The sequence below is a fragment of the Pseudomonas sp. P105 genome (assembly GCF_032614175.1).
Taxonomy (GTDB): Bacteria; Pseudomonadota; Gammaproteobacteria; order Pseudomonadales; family Pseudomonadaceae; genus Aquipseudomonas; species Aquipseudomonas rhizophila.
On sequence record NZ_CP126693.1, the window covers coordinates 4,704,737 to 4,722,551 of the forward strand.

The following is a 17,815-nucleotide window of genomic DNA, read 5'->3' on the forward strand; positions in this document are numbered from 1 at the left end:
GCAGGTTAACCAAGCGGCCAGGGGATGCCCAGCTCAGTCTTCGATTTCACCCAGCGCCTGGCGCGCACGATGATCCCCGGCCCTGGCAGCCTGACGCAGCAGATCCTGGCCGATACGGCGATCGCGCGCGTTCCCGCATTCACGGCACATCAGCTGACCGAGGCGACTTTGCGCAGCTACCACGCCTTCCCGGGCTGGTTGCTTGAGTAAACGGCCGGCCAAGTGTTTGACACTGGTGTTTTCCCCAAGGCGCGGGCTGTCGAGCAGCCATTCGGCCACGCGCATCGAAATGCGTTTGGGTGGGGTAACACCGGCGGGTGTGGAGGTAACAGGATTTGATACTGAGCGAAACTTCATAAAGCACTGTGGGACAGATCAGGAAGGCGCGCCACTCTACTCCTTTTTTCGCACGGGTAAAGTCGAAAAAATCCGGCACGCCCGTGCTAGAGCAAGCGCTTGGGACAATCCACAGAAGCTGTGGATAACTCAGTGGACAACCCCCCCTGAAGTCGCCGTAAGCCCTGTGGAACGGGGCCTGCGCTCAAACTGACGATTTTTTCACCAGTAAAAAAAAGCGATGTTTTTCATTGACTTAAATTTTGGATACAGGCACCCACCCCAGATTGTTTCCACATGACAATACGGTGACAACCACCGCATCGAGTGTGCACAAGTAACACGTGAAATGGTTATATGGTTGCGCCGTTTTGGCTCATTTGCGCGGTAAAACCTGGGGATAACCTGACGACGTGCGGGCCGTTGTCCGTCGGCTAAGCGCAAAACCATTGATCGGTTCCTGTGCTATGGCCGATCACCTATGGGCAAACAAACGATCAGTCGGCAACCAGGCAGGATCTTTTTTTCCCATCGTCCTTCCCTTCGACCACTCGATCCGTTACTATCCGCGGCGTTAGTACCAAGCTGAAAGTCAATTCCGGGTCGAATACATCTCCACGGTCAGCCTTCTTCAATAGAAGCCTCACCGACAAAAAGAGACCGACCCCCTCGATGGTTTCCAGGTAATTCTTGCGTCAACACTGCCTTTGATCGATTGCAAAGGATGTTGCCAGACTCGTTACTCTGACCGAACCAGCCTGCAAAATTGATCAGGATCTTCACCCCGGGCCCAGAACCTTTGCCCTTGATGTGTTGCCTGCCCTCCTAAGTACCTACCTGCCAGCCCAAGCGCGCACTTTATATAGCGCTCAAACTGGCTGCTTTGTTCCAGTCGGGTTCTTCGTTCGACCAATGGTGGTCGACGTTACTGGAACGTTTTAACGTTGCACGGTTCTTAACCGTGTCATTTGTAGGAACACCCATAACATGTCGACTCAAATCCATACACAGGATGCCATCCGCACCCTAACCAACGCTTTTGCCCCAATGAACTGCCTGATCATGGCCGCTCGCAAAGGCTGCTTCAGCTTCACGCTGGTCAACGAACATGGCATCGCCCGTCATAGCGAACGCCTGTACCCCGATCAGTACTCCAGCGCAGAACCGCTGCAGGCCGTGATCGAGCGTACCCGTCAGGCACTGGTTGCCTGATACGCCGCAAAGGCTGAAACCCTAAGGCCCCGCCCCAAAAGCGGGGTTTTTTATTGCCCAGAATTTCTCGATAAAGCGCAACGGCTTAAGCACCGGGGGATATAACGGTTATAACCGTTCGGCGAAGATGTTTTAAAAACAGTCCTTTACAGCGGGAATATGACACTACACTTCAAGTCAAGCGGCATGATCCGCTTCCGGCGGAGCCTGAACCGAACCATTGCTGCCAAGCCCACACCCATTTCAGGCTCTGCCCCTTTCACGTTTCGAGGGTTTTATGGGTATCGCTGCCAGCGAACTGTGTCGATATGTGATCCGCCCGACGCTCCTGTACCTGGAGCGCCACAGTGCAACGGCGGAATCCTTGTTGCTGGGGATTGCCGCCAGCCAGTCCGCCCTGGGATCAGCCCTGCATGACCGTCGCGGGCACGGCCTGTACCGCATTCCCGAACCCCGCCACCGGGCGCTCTGGGACCATTACCTGGCTCTGGATCCGGAACGAGCCAGCCTGGTTCGGGGCCTGGCCAGCCAGCACGCCTTTCTCAGCGGCCCGCACCTGGAATTGACCGTCAATCTGCGTTACGCCACCGCCATTGCCTGGCTTTTGGTGGAGGAACAGAACCTCGCGCTTCCTGAAGCCGATGACCTGTTAGGCATGGCCCGGATCTGGCGCCAGACATTTCACCCTCAAGGGCGCCTGCGGGATTTCACCTGCGCCTGGCAAAGTTGTGTTTCGCCGCTGAATCAGGTCGCCTGCTAAGGTCAGATCTGGAAAGTTCCTACAACAGCCGCGAATTTGGTCTGATTGTCCTACAAAACCGCTCTAAATCAAGCCATACAGCCTATAGCGCTTAAACGAAAATGTTGGTAATTTTCGCCCCGGTGATCACCTGGAGTTCTAACAATGAAAAAAATGATGCTCAAAACCACCCTTGGCCTTGCCGTTACCTTGGCATCCACGCAGATTTTCGCCAGTGGCTTTGCCTTGAACGAACAAAGCATCAGTGGCATGGGCACCGGTTTCGCTGGGCGTTCTTCCTCTGCCGATGATGCAAGCACTGTGTTTGGCAACCCGGCCGGCATGTCGCGCCTCAAGCGCCAGCAAGTTACGGGCGGTATGGCCGCTATCGACGCGTCCACCGACATCAACGACGCCAGCGGTAGCCAATCGGGCACCAACAAGGGCGACATGGTGCCGTTCACTGCCGTTCCGATGGGCTATTACGTCAAGCCTATCGATGATCAATGGGCTTTCGGCCTGGGTGTATACGCACCGTTCGGCCTGATCACCGATTACGAAAGCAGCTTCCAGGGTCGCAACTTCGGCAGCAAGAGCGAAGTGAAAGTCGTCGCCTTCCAGCCCACCGTCAGCTACGCCTTCAACGACAAGGTGTCGATCGGTTTCGGCCCGACCATCAACCACATTTCCGGCGCACTGGAATCGACCCTGACCACGCCGCTTTCACCGAACGATGGCGAAGTGAAGATCAAGGGCGACGACATTGGCTATGGCTACAATATCGGCGTGCTGGTCCAGGCGACCGACACCACTCGTGTTGGCCTGACCTACCACTCCAAGGTCAAGTACAAGCTTGAAGGCCACACCAAGGTAAGCCCGGGTGCCGGCACTCCCGCCGGGTTCCTGAGCGGGGCGCGTTATGACGCTTCGCTGGACATCACGACACCTGAATCGGTGGACTTTTCGGTCACCCAGCAGCTCAACGATGCCTGGACCCTTTATGCCGGCAGCACCTGGACTCGCTGGAGCCGCTTGAAAGAAATCACCGTGGACAACGAAGGCGTCACGCCTGCAAACGGTGGTGCACTGGCCCCTGCGTTCCTTGGCACCATTACCGAGGAACAGAACTGGCATGACACCTGGGCCTACGCCATCGGTACGTCCTACCAGTTGAACAAACAGTGGGTGCTGCGTACCGGCCTGACTTTCGACCAGTCACCTACCAACAACATCGACCGCTCGCCACGCATCCCTACCGGCGACCGGACCATCTTCAGCCTGGGTGCAGGTTGGAGCCCGACCGAAGACCTGACCATCGACGTGGCGTATTCCTATCTCAAGGAAGAGAAAGTCAGCGTCAATCACAGCAACGCTCTGGGCCAGTCCTACAACGCTGAATACGAAAACAGCGCAAATGGCTTCGGTGTCGGTGCAACCTACCGCTTCTGATGATTCACGGCGAGCCTGAACCCCTCGCCATCTGAAGCGAAAAAAGCCCCGCACTCTGCAAAGAGGCGGGGCTTTTTCGTGACTGGCGATCAGGGGCGAGAGGCGATGGCCGCTTCTACCGCCTGGATGAATTCAGGATCGTCGGGTTTGGTCCGACTGGAGAAACTGGCGACGACTTTACCCTGGCGGTCCACGACATACTTGTAGAAATTCCATTTCGGTGCCCCGGACTGTTCGGCCAGATGCCTGAACAACGGGATGGCGTCCGCGCCGCGTACCGGTTGGGGCTCGGTCATGGTGAAGGTCACGCCATAATTGACGTAGCAGACCTTGGCCGTCTCTTCGCCGTCCTTGGATTCCTGTTTGAAGTCATTGGACGGTACCCCCAGCACTTGCAGACCGTCACCTTTATAGCGCTGGTTGAGTGCCTCCAGACCTTTGAACTGCGGGGCGAAACCGCAGAAGCTGGCAGTGTTGACCACCACCAGCGGCTGGCCGGCGAAACGCTGGCACAGATCGATGTTTTCCTTGGCCCGCAACTTGGGCAGCGAGCCCTCCAGCATGGGTGGGCAGTCAGCGGCCCATACGTGCCCGGTCAAAGCCAGCAGCAGAGCGGGTACAGCAAACCTGCGCATCAGCATGTCGCAATCTCCTTGAAAGCACGTCAGACCCCGACGTTACTCCCCCCTGCCCGGCGCCGTCCACCGCTCAGCAGGTGCCCATACCCAGTTGCATCAACGCCAGCCCGCCCTGATGCCACCCCCACCAGGCGACCACCAGCAGCAGGCCGGCACCGGCAGCAATCAACCACGGGCCTACGCGGCTCATGCCGCACCTGCCTGAACTTGCAGCCGCGCCACCGGACGCTCACGCACCGGCCAGTTCAACGCCGCCGCCAGCAGACTGAGCAGGATCGACACCTGCCAGATCAAGTCATAACTGCCGGTTCGGTCGTATACCACCCCACCCAGCCAGCCCCCCAGGAACGAACCTAACTGGTGGAACAGGAACACGATCCCACCCAACATTGAGAGATTTCGTACACCAAACAACGTCGCTACCGTGCCGTTGGTCAAAGGCACCGTCGACAGCCACAAAAAGCCCATCGCCATCCCGAACAGGTAAGCCGTGGTAGTCGTCACCGGCAACCACAGGAACAAGCCAATCACCACCGCCCGCAACAGGTACAACCCGGTCAGCAAGCGCGGCTTGGACATCCGACCGCCCAACCAGCCTGCGGTGTAGGTGCCGAAGATATTGAACAGGCCGACCAGGGCCAGCACGGTCGTGCCGACGCTGGCCGCCAGGTGCTGGTCCACCAGATAGGCCGGCAAATGCACGCCAATGAATACCACTTGGAACCCACAGACAAAAAAGCCAACCGCCAGCAGCCAGAAGCCGGAGTGGCTGCAGGCCTCGCGCAGCGCTTCGGACAAGGTTTGCTCATGACCGGTCAGCGGTGCAGGGGTGTCCTTGAGCATGCTCACCAGCGGCACGATCAGCGCCACCAGCAGCCCCAGCGCCAACAGCGCGGCAGACCAGCCGAGCCAGCCAATCAGCCCCAGCGTGCCCGGCAACATGGCGAATTGGCCGAAGGAGCCGGCAGCGCTGGCGATCCCCATGCCCATGCTGCGTTTTTCCGGCGGCACAGCACGCCCGACCACGCCGAGGATCACCGAAAACGACGTGCCGGACAGACCGATACCAATCAACAGACCCGCGCTCAATGAAAGCGACCATGGCGAGTCGGCCATGCCCATGAAGACCAGACCGAGGGCATACAGCACGCCACCGATGAGCACGACTTTCGCGGCACCGAAGCGGTCGGCCAGCGCCCCGGTAAAAGGTTGCGCCAAGCCCCAGATCAAGTTCTGCAAGGCAATGGCGAAGGCAAACACCTCACGACCCCAGCCAAACTCGGCACTCATCGGCGCCAGAAACAGCCCGAAGCCATGCCGTACACCCAGGGACAACGCCAGGATCAGCGCGCCGCCCACCAGAACCCAACCACAGGTACGCCACATCGATGTCATTTTTATTCTCCGGTCACGGGTATATACCCGCTTATCATCGAACGAACCGGCTTCACGCCAGTTCATCCAGCAAGGCCAGCAACGTTGCGCGCTTTTCGGCGCCCAGCTTATCGATCAATCGTTGTTGCGCCGCTTCCCAGGCCGGCAACGCCGCCGCCAGCCGGGCATGCCCGGCTTCAGTGAGTTCGACAATGCGATTGCGCAAGTCTTCACCTTCGGCCAGCGCCACCAGCCCCTCACCTTCCAGTACCCGCAGGTTGCGCCCCAGGGTGCTGCGGTCCAGGCCCATGGCCTCGGCCAGGGAAGAGATACTCGGTTGGTCCAGGCGCGCCAGGTTACTCAGCAAGGAATACTGGGCGACGTTGATCCCGAAGCCGTCGAGGGCGCCGTCGTAATACCTGCTGACGCCCCGAGCAGCGCGACGCAGGTTGATGCACAAACATTGGGAGGCAAGCATAGTGCGTGTATATACCCGCGATTAAGTGAATGCAAATTTTAATTCAGGAAATTTCAAACTGAATCCCCAGCCAGACAGGTAGCGCTCAATTCCAGATCAGCACCAGCCCCACCAACACCACCATTTCAAGCAGCTCCAGCAAGGCGCCTGCCGTATCCCCGGTACAACCTCCCAACCTGCGCAACATCATCTGGCGCAACCCGATAAATACCGTTAGAGCGATGACCAGCGCCGATACCCCGACCCAGCCCGCCACCAGCACGCCCCCCAGCGCACAGGCCAGCAATACCTGCCAGCCGCTGTGGCGCGGCAGATGGTCGGCGAGCGCCTGCCCTAACCCGCCGGCACGCACGTATGGGGTGGTCAGGAATAACCCCAGCAACGCGCCACGCCCCAACACCGGCACGATGATCAATGCCAGGGTTTGTCGCTGCTCGATCAGGGCCAGCAATGCGGCGAATTTGAGCAGCAGCACCAACACCAGCGTAATCACCGCAATCGGCCCGCTGCGAGGGTCTTTCATGATCAGCAGCGTACGCTCGCGATCGCCAAAACCGCCGAGCCAGGCATCCGCGCTGTCGGCCAGCCCGTCCAGGTGCAGGCCGCCGCTAAGCAGCACCCAAGCGGTGAGCAACAGGGCTCCATGGAGCAGCAGCGGCGTGCCAAGCAACAGGGCATCAAGCCCCCACAACAAGCCTCCGAACAACAGACCTACCAGCGGATAAAACAGCAACGAACGCCCCAACTGCGCAGGCTCAGGCATGCCCGGCAAGCGAACCGGCAGGCTGCTCAGGAACTGCAAGGCGATCCAGAACGCCAGCATCTTCAGCCCTCTTCCTTCAACACCGAACCAGGCGACACCCGAAGAGAAAACAGCGCGCCATGAGCCACTTCTACATTGAGCAACTGCTCCCGAGGCAGACCGCGGGCTCGCGCCAGCAGCAAGCGCATCACCCCGCCATGGCTGACCAGCAATACGCGCTGCCCTGCATACGCGATCCTCAGGCGTTCAACCGCCGCCAGGACTCGCTTCGAAAACTCCAGCACCGGCTCGCCGTCTGGCGGAGTGAATGCGTAGGGATCGGCCCAAAAGCGGCCCAGCGCCTCGGCGTCGGTGTCCATCAACGCCGCCGCGCTGCAGCCTTCCCAGGCGCCGAAATGCAGCTCCTGCAGATCCTTGTCCAGGTGCACCGGCACATCGAGCTGGACGCCGAGTTGTTCAGTGAAACGGGCGCAACGCTGCAACGGCGAACTCACCAGCCGATCCCAGGGCCCGCCCGCCGCGACCGCCGCGCGCATCTGCTCCCAGCCCCTGTCCGTCAAGGCATCGTCGAGGCTGCCACGCAGCCCGCCGCCCAGTTCGGTCTCGCCGTGGCGCAGCAGGTCCAGGTGCAAAGTCATGCCGGGCGATCCGCCACAGCCGCTTCGGCAAACGTCGCCATCTGCCCGTGAAGATCACACGCCAGGCGCAACAGTGGCACCGCCAACGCCGCACCACTGCCCTCACCCAGGCGCAGGCCCAGGTCAATGAGCGGCTCAGCGCCGAGGTTTTCCAGAACGTGCCGATGCCCCGGCTCGGCACCGCGATGGCCGAACAACAGCCATTGCCTGCATTGAGTATTGAGACGCACCGCCACCAGTGCTGCGACGCTGCAGATGAAACCATCCACCAGCACCGCAACGCCCTGCTGGGCGCAGGCCAGATACGCGCCAGCCAACGCTGCGATTTCAAACCCGCCCAGGTTGAACAGTGTTTGCAGTGGATCGTTACGCTGTGCACCGTGCAACGCCAGGGCGCGCTCGATGACTTGAGCCTTGCGGCTGACACCCGCGGCGTCCAGCCCGGTGCCCGGCCCGACCAGGTGAGTCACCGGGCAGTCAAGCAAGGCACAGGCCAGGGCACTGGCCGCCGTGGTGTTGCCGATGCCCATTTCGCCGCCGATGAACAGCTGCGTTCCGGCGGCGACCGCGCGCAGCACACTGTCACGTCCGGCCAACAATGCCTGCTCGCCTTGGGTCACGGTCATCGCCGGCCCCTGCACGAAATTCGCGGTACCCGGCCCCACGTTCAGATGCCGCACACCGGGTAGCGCCAGCGAAGGCGTCACAGTGCCCAGGTCAACCACTTCCAACGAGGCGCCCAGTTGCCGCGCCAATACACTGATCGCCGCGCCACCACTGACAAAATTGAGGAGCATCTGCCCGGTGACTTCCTGGGGATAGGCCGATACACCTTCGGCCACCACACCATGATCACCTGCGAAAATTGCGATCCAGAGTTGATCCAGGCTCGGCTTGACCTGCCCTTGCAAACCCGCCAGTTGCACCGCCACTGCCTCGAGTCGCCCCAGGGAGCCGGCCGGCTTGGTCAGTTGTTGCTGACGGACCGCAGCCTGCTCCAGGGCCTGGGTGTCGAGGGGCTTGCACGGGTCCAGCCACCAGCGATGATTCATAACGCAGTACCTTTGAGAGTCAGGGGCAGGCCGGCAACGGTCAGTACGACGCGCTGGCAACGTTCGGCCAAAGCTTGATGCAGCCAACCGGCTTCATCGACATAACGGCGAGTCAACTCGCCCAGCGGCACGACACCCATTCCGGTCTCGTTGCTGACAAAAATGATTTCGCCCGGCAGCGCGCCAACGCACTCCAGCAAAGCGTCACGCTCGGCCGTCAACTGCTCGAGGTTGTCGAGCATCAGCAGATTGGTCAGCCACAGGGTCAGGCAATCCACCAACAGGCAGTGCCCTGAACCTGCGTTATCGCGCAGCACCCGCGCCAGGGCCAACGGCTCCTCCACCAGCGCCCATTCGGCCGGACGGCGAGCGCGGTGTTGGGCGACCCGTTCGTTCATCTCGCCGTCCAGGGGTTGGCTGGTGGCGATGTAGGTAACGGGCAATCGGCTGTCTGTGGCGAGCTTTTCGGCCAGGCGACTCTTACCGGAGCGGGCGCCGCCGAGGATCAGTTGCAGCATGTTTTTTACCTTTCAAATTGGCGGTGTTGCTGCCGGCTTCATCGCGAGCAGGCTCGCTCCCACAGTGGTTGTGCGATGCATACAAGTCCCTTGTGGGAGCGAGCCTGCTCGCGATGAGGCCAGTGCAGCCACCCTAGATCCCACACAGCTCACGCAACAGCCCGGTATCCAAATGCCGCTCCACCAGATCCGCCAACCGCTCGATGTCCCGCTCGCGCAACCCGTGGTAGTCCACCGCCTGCACATTCTGCAACCCGGCCCAACGCAACAAGGCGCTGCTGGCCGCCGCAGACTCGAACAGCCCATGCAGATAGGTGCCGAAAATCTGCCCATCCAGACTCTGGGCGCCATCACAGCGACCGTCATCCAACTGCACCGCCGGGTTTTCCAATGCCGGGCCTGAGGTTACACCGGCATGGATTTCATACCCACTGACCTCGGCCTCTTCCAGGGCCAGTCGACCGCGCACATTGCGCAACTGCTTCTCGTGTTCCAGGGTCGTTTCGAAAGCCAGCAAGCCCAGCCCGGTGCTGGAGCCCGCGGCCCCTTCCAGCCCCAGCGGATCGTGGACCTGCTGGCCGAGCATCTGCAAACCGCCGCAGATGCCTAGCAACTTGCCTCCATAACGCAGGTGACGATGGATGGCCGTCTCCCAACCGTTGGCGCGCAGGTAGGCCAAGTCACTGCGCACGCTCTTTGAACCCGGCAGGATGATCAAGTCAGCCGCGGGAATGGGCTGGCCTGGGCCGATGAATTGCAGATCGACCTGCGGATGCAGGCGCAGCGGATCGAAATCGGTGTGGTTGCTGATGCGCGGCAATACCGGCACCACTACCTTGAGCACCTGCTCGGCCTTGTCGGCCTGCCGTTGATCGAGACCGTCCTCGGCTTCCAGATGCAGGTCCATCACGTACGGCAACACGCCAATCACCGGTTTGCCGGTGCGCGCCTCAAGCCAGTCCAGGCCCGGTTGCAGCAGGGCGATGTCGCCGCGAAAACGGTTGATGATGAAGCCCTTGACCCGCGCCTGTTCGCTGGGCGAAAGCAGCTCCAGGGTACCCACAAGGTGGGCGAAGACGCCGCCGCGATTGATATCGGCAATCAGCAGCACCGGACAGTCCACCGCCTCAGCAAAGCCCATGTTGGCAATGTCACCGGCGCGCAGATTGATCTCCGCCGGGGAACCCGCGCCCTCCACCATCACCACCGGATACGCCGCGCTCAAACGTTCGTGGGAGGCCAGCACCGCTTGCATCGCGATGGCTTTGTAATCGTGATAGGCCACGGCATTCATGGTGGTGACGGCGCGGCCATGGATAATGACCTGGGCGCCGGTGTCGCTGTTGGGCTTGAGCAGCACCGGGTTCATGTCGGTATGCGGTTGGAGACCGGCCGCCTGGGCCTGCACGGCCTGGGCACGGCCGATTTCACCGCCATCGGCCGTTACCGCGCTGTTGAGTGCCATGTTCTGTGGTTTGAACGGCACCACGCTCACCCCCTGACGCCTGACCCAGCGGCACAACGCCGTGACGAGAGTGCTTTTGCCGGCATCGGACGTGGTGCCCTGCACCATTACAGTGGTCATTGGATGTCCTTGGCGTAGGCCTCGAAAGCTTGCTCGAGGCGCAGGAATTCACCGTCATCGGCCGGCAACCCGAAGCGCAGGCTGCTGGTATGGGTAAACAAGCGCAGAAGAATGCCGCGCTGGGCCATGAAATCGTAAAGTGCCTGGGCGTGTTCAGCGACCAGCCATTGGAACAACCCACAGCCGCCCTGAGGCTTGAAGCCGTGGCGTTCGAGCGTCAGCGCCAAGCGCTGACTGGTGTCTTCGCAGCGTTGGCGCTGGCGGGCCTGGGCGTCGGTGTCCAGCAGGCACGCCTGGCCCACCACCCGGGTCGGCCCGCTGACGGCCCACGGCCCGACTTGTTCGGCGAGCAACTTGAGCAAGTGGCGCTCGGCCAATACAAATCCCAGGCGAGCCCCGGCCAGGCCAAAAAACTTGCCGAACGAACGCAGCACGATCAATCCGACCTGATGGGCATGGGCGGCCAGGCTCAGTTGTGGCGTGACATCCATGAACGCCTCATCCACCACCAGCCAGCCACCGCGCTGGGCCAATCGGGCATGCCAGTCCAGCAAGCGCTCGGGGCTCAACAGCAAGCCCGTGGGGTTGTTGGGGTTGACCACCACCAGCACGTCAAGGCTGTCGAGGAAGAAGTCCACCTCCGGCTCCAGCACTTCACGCACGATGTAACCACTGCGGCGCCAGGCTTCGGCGTGTTCGGCGTAACAGGGTGAGAGGACGCCGACCTTGCCGGCCCGACGCAGGCGCGGCAAGAGTTGGATGGCCATCTGCGAACCCGCCACCGGCAGCACATGCATGGCGCCGTAATAATCGCAGGCGGCCTGTTCCAACCCGTCATCGGTCTCAGGCAGGCGTGCCCAGGCCCGCGGTGCAATCGCCGGCACGTCGAACGGCCAGGGCGCCAGGCCGCTGGACAGATCCAGCCAGTGCGCCTCGGCAATCGCGTATTGCCGGGCCGCGTTGCGCAGGCGCCCACCGTGCTCAAGCATAAAACTCAGCTCCCAGGCAGAGAATCAGCAACCACAACCATACGCCACGCTGGACCAGTTGCCAGCCGCGATCAATGGCGTCGGCGTTCGCCGGCGCGCCTTCGCCCAAGGGTGGACGTTGATGCAATTGGCCGTGATACACCGCCGCGCCACCCAGTTCGACCCCCAGCGCACCCGCGCCGGCGGCCATCACGGGCCCGGCATTGGGACTGTCCCAGGTCGGGCCCTGAGTGCGCCAGCACTTGAGCGCCAGGCGGGTTTTTCCAAGCACGGCGTAAGTCAGCGCCACCAGGCGCGCCGGAATGTAGTTGAGCCCATCATCGATCTTGGCCGCTGCCCAACCGAAACGCTCAAAGCGCTCGTTGCGATAGCCCCACATGGCGTCGAGGGTATTGCTCAGGCGGTATAACACCACACCAGGCGCGCCCGCGACGGCGAACCAGAACAGCGCGGCGAATACCGCGTCGCTGCCGTTCTCCAGCACCGACTCAGTGGCGGCACGGGCAACGGCAGTCTCATCCAGTTCGGCGGTTTCACGACTGACCAAGTAGCCGACCCGCCGGCGCGCTTCATCCAGATCCCCGCCGCGCAGAGCCCGGGCCACTGGCTCGACATGCTCCCCGAGACTGCGCAGGCCAAGGGCAAGGTACAGCGCCAGGATTTCCACCAGCCAGCCCACCAACGGCGCCCAGGACAGCGCCGTCGCGAGCAGGGTCAACGGCACCACGGCGATGATCCACGCCGTCACGCCATGGCTGCGCCAGCCACGCCCGCCGGAGTTGAAACGCTGTTCGATACGATCGGCAAAGCGACCGAACGCCACCAGCGGATGCCAGCGTCGGGGTTCGCCCAACAGCGCATCCAGCGCCACCGCGGCAGCACTGAGCAACGCCACACTCATGGGCTTACTCCCCAATGGTTTTCGTAGAGCAATTCATCCAGCGCACGCGGCTGCGCCCAGCCTTCCAAGGCAAGCATCGGTGCCGGGTAAAACCCCTCGACCGGCCCCAGGCACAATATTGCCAGCGGTTTGGCGCCGGCGGGCAGGCCCAACAGCTCGGCCAGGGCCTGGGGCTCGAACAGCGAAACCCAGCCCATCCCCAGCCCTTCGGCGCGAGAGGCCAGCCACAGATTCTGGATCGCGCAAGACAGCGAGGCCAGGTCCATTTCCGGCAGGGTTCGTCGACCGAAGACATAGCGCTCGCGATCATCCATCAACGCCGCCACCAGCACTTCGGCGCAGTCGTTGAGACCTTCGACCTTGAGCTTCATGAATTCATCGCTGCGCTCACCCAGGGCCTCGGCGGTGCGGATGCGTTCCTGTTCCACCAGTTGACGGAGTTGCCCACGCAAGGCGCGGTCGCTGATGCGAATGAACCGCCACGGCTGCATCAGACCCACACTGGGGGCTTGATGCGCGGCTTCCAGCAGGCGGCGCAGCAACGCTGGCTCAACGGTGCCGCCGGTGAAGTGGCGCATGTCGCGGCGTTCGGCGATGGCCCGGTAGACGGCATCGCGTTCGGCCTGAGAGAAAGCGGTGTCTGTCATGGCCGCTTCGCGAGCAGGCTCGCTCCCACAGGGGTCAGGTGATCGGAGGTGGGAGCGAGCCTGTTGGCGATAGCGGCCTCAGGATCAGGCGCAAACAGCGCGGCAATCGCCCTTGGATTCGACGGAAAATAGAAGTGCACATAGGAAGCCGTCATCCGACCCTGCCGGAAAACCGCCTCCGCGCCACGCCCGCCATTGGGACTATGACCTCGGGCAATCGGCTCCAGCCCGGTGCTGGTGAGGGAATGATGATAGGTATGCCCGCGCAAAGTGCCCTCCGGCAACTCCACCGATTGCAGCGCCAGGGCCGCCAGACGCTTTTGCATCTGCGCGTCACCGGCCAGCAACCCAAGCAGCTCGGCACGGGTGCCGTCCACATCCGTCAACGAGTCCAACAGATAAAGCATGCCGCCGCATTCAGCCAGCAAGGGTTTGCCTGCTTGATGGTGCGCGCGGATCGCCGCCAGCATCGGGGCGTTTTGCGCCAGCGCCACATGGTGCAATTCCGGATAGCCACCGGGCAGATACAGGCTGTCCGCCGCCGGCAGTTCGCTGTCATGAATAGGTGAAAAGAAGCTCAGTTGCGCGCCCATGGCTCGCAACAAATCAAGGCTGGCGCCATAGGTGAAGGCGAACGCTTCGTCCCGGGCCACGGCGATGTGCACACCTTCCAGCCACGGCTGCGCGGCAATCACCGCTGGCGCGACGAACTCCACAGCCGGCGGCAACGCCACTTCACAACTGCCAGCCAAGGCATCGGCGGCGGCGTCGAGGCGCAGGTCCAGATCATTCAATTCACTGGCCTGGACCAACCCAAGGTGGCGACTTGGCAGCTCGATACCGGTTTCCCGTGACAGGGCGCCGTACCAGCGCAGGCCTTCGGTCAGGCTGCCTTCGAGCAACTGCGCATGACGCAAGGTGCCGACCCGATTGGCCAGTACCCCGGCGAAAGGCAAGTCCGGCTGATACCGCGCCAGGCCCAGGGCCAGGGCACCGAAGGTCTGGGCCATGGCCGTGCCATCGATCACCGCCAGCACCGGCACGCCGAAGTGCCGGGCCAGATCGGCACTCGATGGCGTGCCATCGAACAGCCCCATCACCCCTTCGATCAGAATCAAGTCGGCTTCGGCAGCAGCTTCCCACAACAATCGACGACTCTCCTGCTCGCCGACCATCCACATGTCCAGTTGGTAGACCGGCGCGCCGCTGGCCCGCTCTAGGATCATCGGGTCGAGGAAATCAGGCCCGCACTTGAAGACCCGCACCCTGCGCCCCTGCTTGCGGTGCAAGCGGGCCAGGGCGGCGGTGACCGTGGTTTTGCCCTGCCCGGAAGCAGGAGCGGCGATCAGCACCGCCGGGCAGTGACGACTCGCCAAGGGAACATCGCTCACAGTTCGACGCCCTTCTGCGCCTTGATACCCGCCTGGAACGCGTGCTTGATCATGCCCATTTCGGTGACGGTGTCGGCCAGCTCAATCAATTCCGGCTTGGCGCCGCGACCGGTCACCACCACATGCTGCATCGGCGGACGGGCCTGCAAGTCGCTCAGCACCTGGTCCAGGTCAAGGTAACCGTGCTTGAGGGCAATGTTGAGTTCATCGAGCACCACCAGGCCTATGGACGGGTCGCTCAACAATTGACGCGAAACTGCCCAGGCCGCTTCAGCCGCGGCGATGTCGCGCTGGCGATCCTGGGTTTCCCAAGTGAAGCCTTCGCCCATGACATGAAAGCGCACCTGCTCCGGGAAGCGACGGAAAAACAGCTCTTCACCGGTGCTGTTACGCCCCTTGATGAACTGCACCACGCCGCATTGCATGCCATGGCCCATGGACCGGGCCAGCATGCCGAACGCAGAACTGCTCTTACCCTTGCCGTTGCCGGTCAGCACCAGCAGCAGGCCACATTCGTTTGGCGAGTTGGCGATGCGCTCGTCGATCACGGCTTTCTTGCGCAGCATGCGCGCCAGGTGGCGTTCGTCGCGATCGGGGGTGTGGGTCATGGGAGCTCTCCGTTGGGATTGGATAACGGCGGGCGGGCACAAAAAAGACGGCAACAAGCCTGGCATCGCCCACCGTGATGCCGTTGGATGAATCAGGCCGGTCTCCGGGCTCATGAGCGGCGTGATGCCGGGCTGCGCGCCTTCCCATGTCTACGGACACAGTGGCTGGTGGCCTGTGTAGTGCCAGGCGCAGCGTTGACTCATTTACCGTTGCGGGGGCAGCGCCGGGTTCGTATGCACTCACCGGCTTCCCTGTTTCACTCTGTCGACCCAACGATCGCCCGGTCACAGAGCACCTGAAACAAGCCGCGAAGGTTAGAGGGTTGGGGGTGGAGCGTCAATTAAAGCCGGCACAGGTTCAACAGCGGACATTGGCCCTGATCAATAAAATGACGCCAATCTTGTGCCATGCTGCGGCAAGTGATATCAAATAGGCATCACGACCCGATATCACAATAACAAGAGGGCAAAAGCATGCAAGGCATGATCATCAGCAATCCAAAACTGGAATTCCTGCGCCCGGTGCTGGAACGCTGGTTTGACTGTATCGACCGTTACAACGCCGTGCGCGGCGATAACGACACACCTTACTGGTTCGATGAAAAAGCCAATCTTGGCTTGCTCTCGGCCGCAGCCTGGATGGCCGAGATGGTCACGCTGCAGAACACCCCCACTCGCAAACAGAATGAAGAAGGCGAACGCAACGTCAGCGCCGATCTGTTCATCGCCGGCACCGAGGAGCGCGCTTTCATCCAGGCCACTCAACGCTGGCCGAAGGTCAAGAACCTCAATCTTACCCAGCCGCTGCTCGACATCACCAGCGACGCCAAACGTATCAGCTATTCCAGTGACCTGCGATTGGGCTGCCTGTTCGTCGCACCGCAAAAGGCCCAGCAGAGCGCCACGCCGGAAGAGCTGCAGGACATGATCGATGAACTGCAGAAGGAAAATACCTGCGCCGTGGCCTGGTACTTCCCTTATGCCTATCGCAAGTTGCGCAATGAGGCCGGGCAGTATCATCCGGGCATCGCGGTGCTGTTCAAGCAGGCCCACGGCTGACCGGTTGAACCATCGCGGGTCTAAGCTTCTCTATGAATAACTACCATGCACTCATAGGGAAGCCCGCATGCTCAAGCCACCACACCTTCTGATCGTCGCATTGGCCGCAGGGCTTGTTGCTTGCGGCGAGTCCTCCACACTGCAGGTTTCCGACGGCACTGGCCCCTCGCCAAAACTGCCGGAACCGAACAAGACCCTGATCCCCACCGTCAACATTGCCGAGGCTATCGGCTGGCCGGATGGCGCCAAACCTACCCCAGCCCAGGGCCTGCAAGTGGGCGCATTCGCCGAAGGGCTGGATCATCCACGCTGGCTCTACGTGCTACCCAACGGTGACGTGCTGGTGGCAGAAACCAACGCACCGCCCAAACCGGACGACTCCAAAGGCATTCGTGGCTGGGTCATGGAGAAAGTCATGGGCCGCGCCGGCGCGGGGGTGCCCAGCCCCAATCGCATTACCCTGTTGCGTGATGCCAATCATGACGGCATCGCCGAAACCCGTACGGTCTTTCTGGAAAACCTCAATTCACCGTTCGGCATGACACTGGTGGGCAATGATCTGTACGTGGCCGACACCGACCGACTGATTCGCTTCCCTTATAAAGAGGGCGATACGCAAATCAAGGCGCAGCCGACCAAGGTCGTCGACCTGCCGGGTGGCACGCTCAATCACCACTGGACCAAAAACGTGATCGCCAGCCAGGACGGCAGCAAGCTGTACGTCACTACCGGCTCGAACAGCAATGTCGGGGAAAACGGCATGGAGGCCGAGGAAGGCCGCGCGGCCATCTGGGAAGTGGACCGTGCCAGCGGCAATCACCGCATCTTCGCCTCGGGCCTGCGCAACCCCAACGGCCTGGCCTGGGAGCCGCGCAGTGGCGCGCTATGGACCGCGGTGAATGAGCGCGATGAGATCGGCAGCGACCTGGTGCCGGACTACATCACTTCAGTCAAGGACGGCGCCTTCTATGGCTGGCCCTACAGCTATTACGGGCAGCACGTCGATAAGCGGGTCGAGCCACAAAAACCGGAACTGGTGGCCAAGGCCATCGCCCCGGATTACGCCGTCGGCCCCCACACCGCGTCACTGGGGCTGACGTTCGCCGAAGGCAGCACCTTGCCAGCGCCGTTTACCGAAGGGGCTTTCATCGGGCAGCACGGCTCATGGAACCGTAAACCCCACAGCGGCTATAAAGTGATTTTCGTCCCCTTCAACGCCGGCAAGCCGGTGGGGCAACCGGTGGATGTGCTGACCGGTTTCCTGAATGCAGATGAAAAAGCCCAAGGCCGACCAGTGGGTGTGGTGATCGACAAACAGGGCGGGCTGTTGGTGGCAGATGATGTGGGGAACAAGATTTGGCGGGTTTGGGCTAAATAACCGCTGAAGAAGCTGACCTGAACACTGGAACCTGTGGCGAGGGATTGTTCTCTCGCCACA

The 17,815-nt window shown here is 61.7% G+C and carries 19 protein-coding genes and 1 riboswitch; of the genes, 5 read left to right on the forward strand and 14 right to left on the reverse strand.

The window, feature by feature from the left end; translation table 11 throughout:
* Positions 1–33: 33 nt before the first annotated feature.
* Positions 34–357, reverse strand: a complete 324-nt coding sequence (locus QOM08_RS21120; RefSeq protein ID WP_076383767.1) for a hypothetical protein — start codon at positions 355–357, stop codon at positions 34–36.
* A 966-nt stretch (positions 358–1,323) separates the two neighbouring features.
* On the opposite strand from QOM08_RS21120, the gene QOM08_RS21125 reads away from it, so the two are divergent.
* The 3 genes from QOM08_RS21125 to QOM08_RS21135 all read left to right on the forward strand — a co-directional run bounded on the left by QOM08_RS21125 (position 1,324) and on the right by QOM08_RS21135 (position 3,736).
* Positions 1,324–1,548 (forward strand): hypothetical protein, encoded by a 225-nt coding sequence (locus QOM08_RS21125; RefSeq protein ID WP_007898912.1) that lies wholly within the window; start codon positions 1,324–1,326, stop codon positions 1,546–1,548.
* 277 nt (positions 1,549–1,825) lie between these two features.
* A complete protein-coding gene (locus tag QOM08_RS21130) occupies positions 1,826–2,308 on the forward strand; it encodes a hypothetical protein (protein ID WP_047228705.1) in 483 nt (160 codons plus the stop codon).
* Positions 2,309–2,452: 144 nt separating this feature from the next.
* Positions 2,453–3,736 (forward strand): OmpP1/FadL family transporter, encoded by a 1,284-nt coding sequence (locus tag QOM08_RS21135; RefSeq protein ID WP_047228706.1) that lies wholly within the window; start codon positions 2,453–2,455, stop codon positions 3,734–3,736.
* An 89-nt stretch (positions 3,737–3,825) separates the two neighbouring features.
* Here the strand turns inward: QOM08_RS21135 and QOM08_RS21140 are convergent, their stop codons facing one another.
* The 13 genes from QOM08_RS21140 to cobO all read right to left on the reverse strand — a co-directional run bounded on the left by QOM08_RS21140 (position 3,826) and on the right by cobO (position 15,318).
* Entirely contained in the window at positions 3,826–4,377 is a 552-nt protein-coding gene (locus QOM08_RS21140; RefSeq protein ID WP_076383766.1) for a glutathione peroxidase, read from the reverse strand.
* Between the two features lie 183 nt (positions 4,378–4,560).
* The gene (locus tag QOM08_RS21145; protein ID WP_076383765.1) at positions 4,561–5,769 is read right to left on the reverse strand and encodes an MFS transporter; all 1,209 of its coding nucleotides are present in this window, start codon (positions 5,767–5,769) and stop codon (positions 4,561–4,563) included.
* 52 nt (positions 5,770–5,821) lie between these two features.
* Positions 5,822–6,226, reverse strand: a complete 405-nt coding sequence (locus QOM08_RS21150) for a MarR family winged helix-turn-helix transcriptional regulator (RefSeq protein ID WP_047228709.1) — start codon at positions 6,224–6,226, stop codon at positions 5,822–5,824.
* 85 nt (positions 6,227–6,311) lie between these two features.
* Complete coding sequence (locus QOM08_RS21155) at positions 6,312–7,049, reverse strand: adenosylcobinamide-GDP ribazoletransferase (protein ID WP_139049377.1); 738 nt, start codon at positions 7,047–7,049, stop codon at positions 6,312–6,314.
* Positions 7,050–7,051: 2 nt separating this feature from the next.
* Positions 7,052–7,627, reverse strand: coding sequence for an alpha-ribazole phosphatase family protein (gene cobC / locus QOM08_RS21160; protein ID WP_316912088.1), 576 nt, complete (start codon positions 7,625–7,627; stop codon positions 7,052–7,054).
* Complete coding sequence (gene cobT / locus QOM08_RS21165) at positions 7,624–8,679, reverse strand: nicotinate-nucleotide--dimethylbenzimidazole phosphoribosyltransferase (RefSeq protein WP_316912089.1); 1,056 nt, start codon at positions 8,677–8,679, stop codon at positions 7,624–7,626. Before cobT ends, cobC begins: the two co-directional genes overlap by 4 nt.
* A complete protein-coding gene (cobU, locus tag QOM08_RS21170) occupies positions 8,676–9,197 on the reverse strand; it encodes a bifunctional adenosylcobinamide kinase/adenosylcobinamide-phosphate guanylyltransferase (RefSeq protein ID WP_188252294.1) in 522 nt (173 codons plus the stop codon). Before cobU ends, cobT begins: the two co-directional genes overlap by 4 nt.
* A gap of 133 nt (positions 9,198–9,330) precedes the next feature.
* Positions 9,331–10,782, reverse strand: a complete 1,452-nt coding sequence (locus QOM08_RS21175) for a cobyric acid synthase (protein ID WP_160894109.1) — start codon at positions 10,780–10,782, stop codon at positions 9,331–9,333.
* On the reverse strand, positions 10,779–11,771 hold the full coding sequence (cobD, locus tag QOM08_RS21180) for a threonine-phosphate decarboxylase CobD (protein WP_316912090.1): 993 nt from the start codon (positions 11,769–11,771) through the stop codon (positions 10,779–10,781). Before cobD ends, QOM08_RS21175 begins: the two co-directional genes overlap by 4 nt.
* Positions 11,764–12,672 carry an adenosylcobinamide-phosphate synthase CbiB gene (cbiB, locus tag QOM08_RS21185; RefSeq protein WP_076383759.1) on the reverse strand — a complete coding sequence of 303 codons (909 nt, stop codon included), beginning with the start codon at positions 12,670–12,672 and terminating at the stop codon, positions 11,764–11,766. Before cbiB ends, cobD begins: the two co-directional genes overlap by 8 nt.
* Positions 12,669–13,319 carry a 5,6-dimethylbenzimidazole synthase gene (gene bluB, locus QOM08_RS21190; RefSeq protein WP_274091115.1) on the reverse strand — a complete coding sequence of 217 codons (651 nt, stop codon included), beginning with the start codon at positions 13,317–13,319 and terminating at the stop codon, positions 12,669–12,671. The genes cbiB and bluB overlap by 4 nt, the downstream gene beginning before the upstream one ends.
* Entirely contained in the window at positions 13,316–14,710 is a 1,395-nt protein-coding gene (locus QOM08_RS21195) for a cobyrinate a,c-diamide synthase (RefSeq protein ID WP_188252296.1), read from the reverse strand. The genes bluB and QOM08_RS21195 overlap by 4 nt, the downstream gene beginning before the upstream one ends.
* Positions 14,707–15,318 carry a cob(I)yrinic acid a,c-diamide adenosyltransferase gene (gene cobO / locus QOM08_RS21200; RefSeq protein WP_047228719.1) on the reverse strand — a complete coding sequence of 204 codons (612 nt, stop codon included), beginning with the start codon at positions 15,316–15,318 and terminating at the stop codon, positions 14,707–14,709. Before cobO ends, QOM08_RS21195 begins: the two co-directional genes overlap by 4 nt.
* 77 nt (positions 15,319–15,395) lie before the next feature.
* Positions 15,396–15,633: riboswitch (cobalamin riboswitch) on the reverse strand.
* A 159-nt stretch (positions 15,634–15,792) separates the two neighbouring features.
* Between cobO and QOM08_RS21205 the strand changes: the two genes are divergently transcribed.
* A complete protein-coding gene (locus tag QOM08_RS21205) occupies positions 15,793–16,377 on the forward strand; it encodes a hypothetical protein (RefSeq protein WP_047228720.1) in 585 nt (194 codons plus the stop codon).
* A gap of 67 nt (positions 16,378–16,444) precedes the next feature.
* A complete protein-coding gene (locus QOM08_RS21210; RefSeq protein WP_047228721.1) occupies positions 16,445–17,755 on the forward strand; it encodes a PQQ-dependent sugar dehydrogenase in 1,311 nt (436 codons plus the stop codon).
* Positions 17,756–17,815: the final 60 nt, after the last annotated feature.

Excerpts from the sequence above, each read along its gene's own strand:
- cobU (WP_188252294.1), bottom strand. The coding sequence starts at position 9,197 with ATGCTGCAACTGATCCTCGGCGGCGCCCGCTCCGGTAAGAGTCGCCTG.
- bluB (WP_274091115.1), bottom strand. The coding sequence starts at position 13,319 with ATGACAGACACCGCTTTCTCTCAGGCCGAACGCGATGCCGTCTACCGG.
- cobC (WP_316912088.1), bottom strand. The coding sequence starts at position 7,627 with ATGACTTTGCACCTGGACCTGCTGCGCCACGGCGAGACCGAACTGGGC.
- QOM08_RS21155 (WP_139049377.1), bottom strand. The coding sequence starts at position 7,049 with ATGCTGGCGTTCTGGATCGCCTTGCAGTTCCTGAGCAGCCTGCCGGTT.
- cobD (WP_316912090.1), bottom strand. The coding sequence starts at position 11,771 with ATGCTTGAGCACGGTGGGCGCCTGCGCAACGCGGCCCGGCAATACGCG.
- cobT (WP_316912089.1), bottom strand. The coding sequence starts at position 8,679 with ATGAATCATCGCTGGTGGCTGGACCCGTGCAAGCCCCTCGACACCCAG.
- QOM08_RS21120 (WP_076383767.1), bottom strand. The coding sequence starts at position 357 with ATGAAGTTTCGCTCAGTATCAAATCCTGTTACCTCCACACCCGCCGGT.
- QOM08_RS21150 (WP_047228709.1), bottom strand. The coding sequence starts at position 6,226 with ATGCTTGCCTCCCAATGTTTGTGCATCAACCTGCGTCGCGCTGCTCGG.
- cbiB (WP_076383759.1), bottom strand. The coding sequence starts at position 12,672 with ATGAGTGTGGCGTTGCTCAGTGCTGCCGCGGTGGCGCTGGATGCGCTG.
- QOM08_RS21130 (WP_047228705.1), top strand. The coding sequence starts at position 1,826 with ATGGGTATCGCTGCCAGCGAACTGTGTCGATATGTGATCCGCCCGACG.
- QOM08_RS21175 (WP_160894109.1), bottom strand. The coding sequence starts at position 10,782 with ATGACCACTGTAATGGTGCAGGGCACCACGTCCGATGCCGGCAAAAGC.
- QOM08_RS21125 (WP_007898912.1), top strand. The coding sequence starts at position 1,324 with ATGTCGACTCAAATCCATACACAGGATGCCATCCGCACCCTAACCAAC.
- QOM08_RS21210 (WP_047228721.1), top strand. The coding sequence starts at position 16,445 with ATGCTCAAGCCACCACACCTTCTGATCGTCGCATTGGCCGCAGGGCTT.
- QOM08_RS21140 (WP_076383766.1), bottom strand. The coding sequence starts at position 4,377 with ATGCTGATGCGCAGGTTTGCTGTACCCGCTCTGCTGCTGGCTTTGACC.
- QOM08_RS21145 (WP_076383765.1), bottom strand. The coding sequence starts at position 5,769 with ATGACATCGATGTGGCGTACCTGTGGTTGGGTTCTGGTGGGCGGCGCG.
- QOM08_RS21205 (WP_047228720.1), top strand. The coding sequence starts at position 15,793 with ATGCAAGGCATGATCATCAGCAATCCAAAACTGGAATTCCTGCGCCCG.
- QOM08_RS21135 (WP_047228706.1), top strand. The coding sequence starts at position 2,453 with ATGAAAAAAATGATGCTCAAAACCACCCTTGGCCTTGCCGTTACCTTG.
- cobO (WP_047228719.1), bottom strand. The coding sequence starts at position 15,318 with ATGACCCACACCCCCGATCGCGACGAACGCCACCTGGCGCGCATGCTG.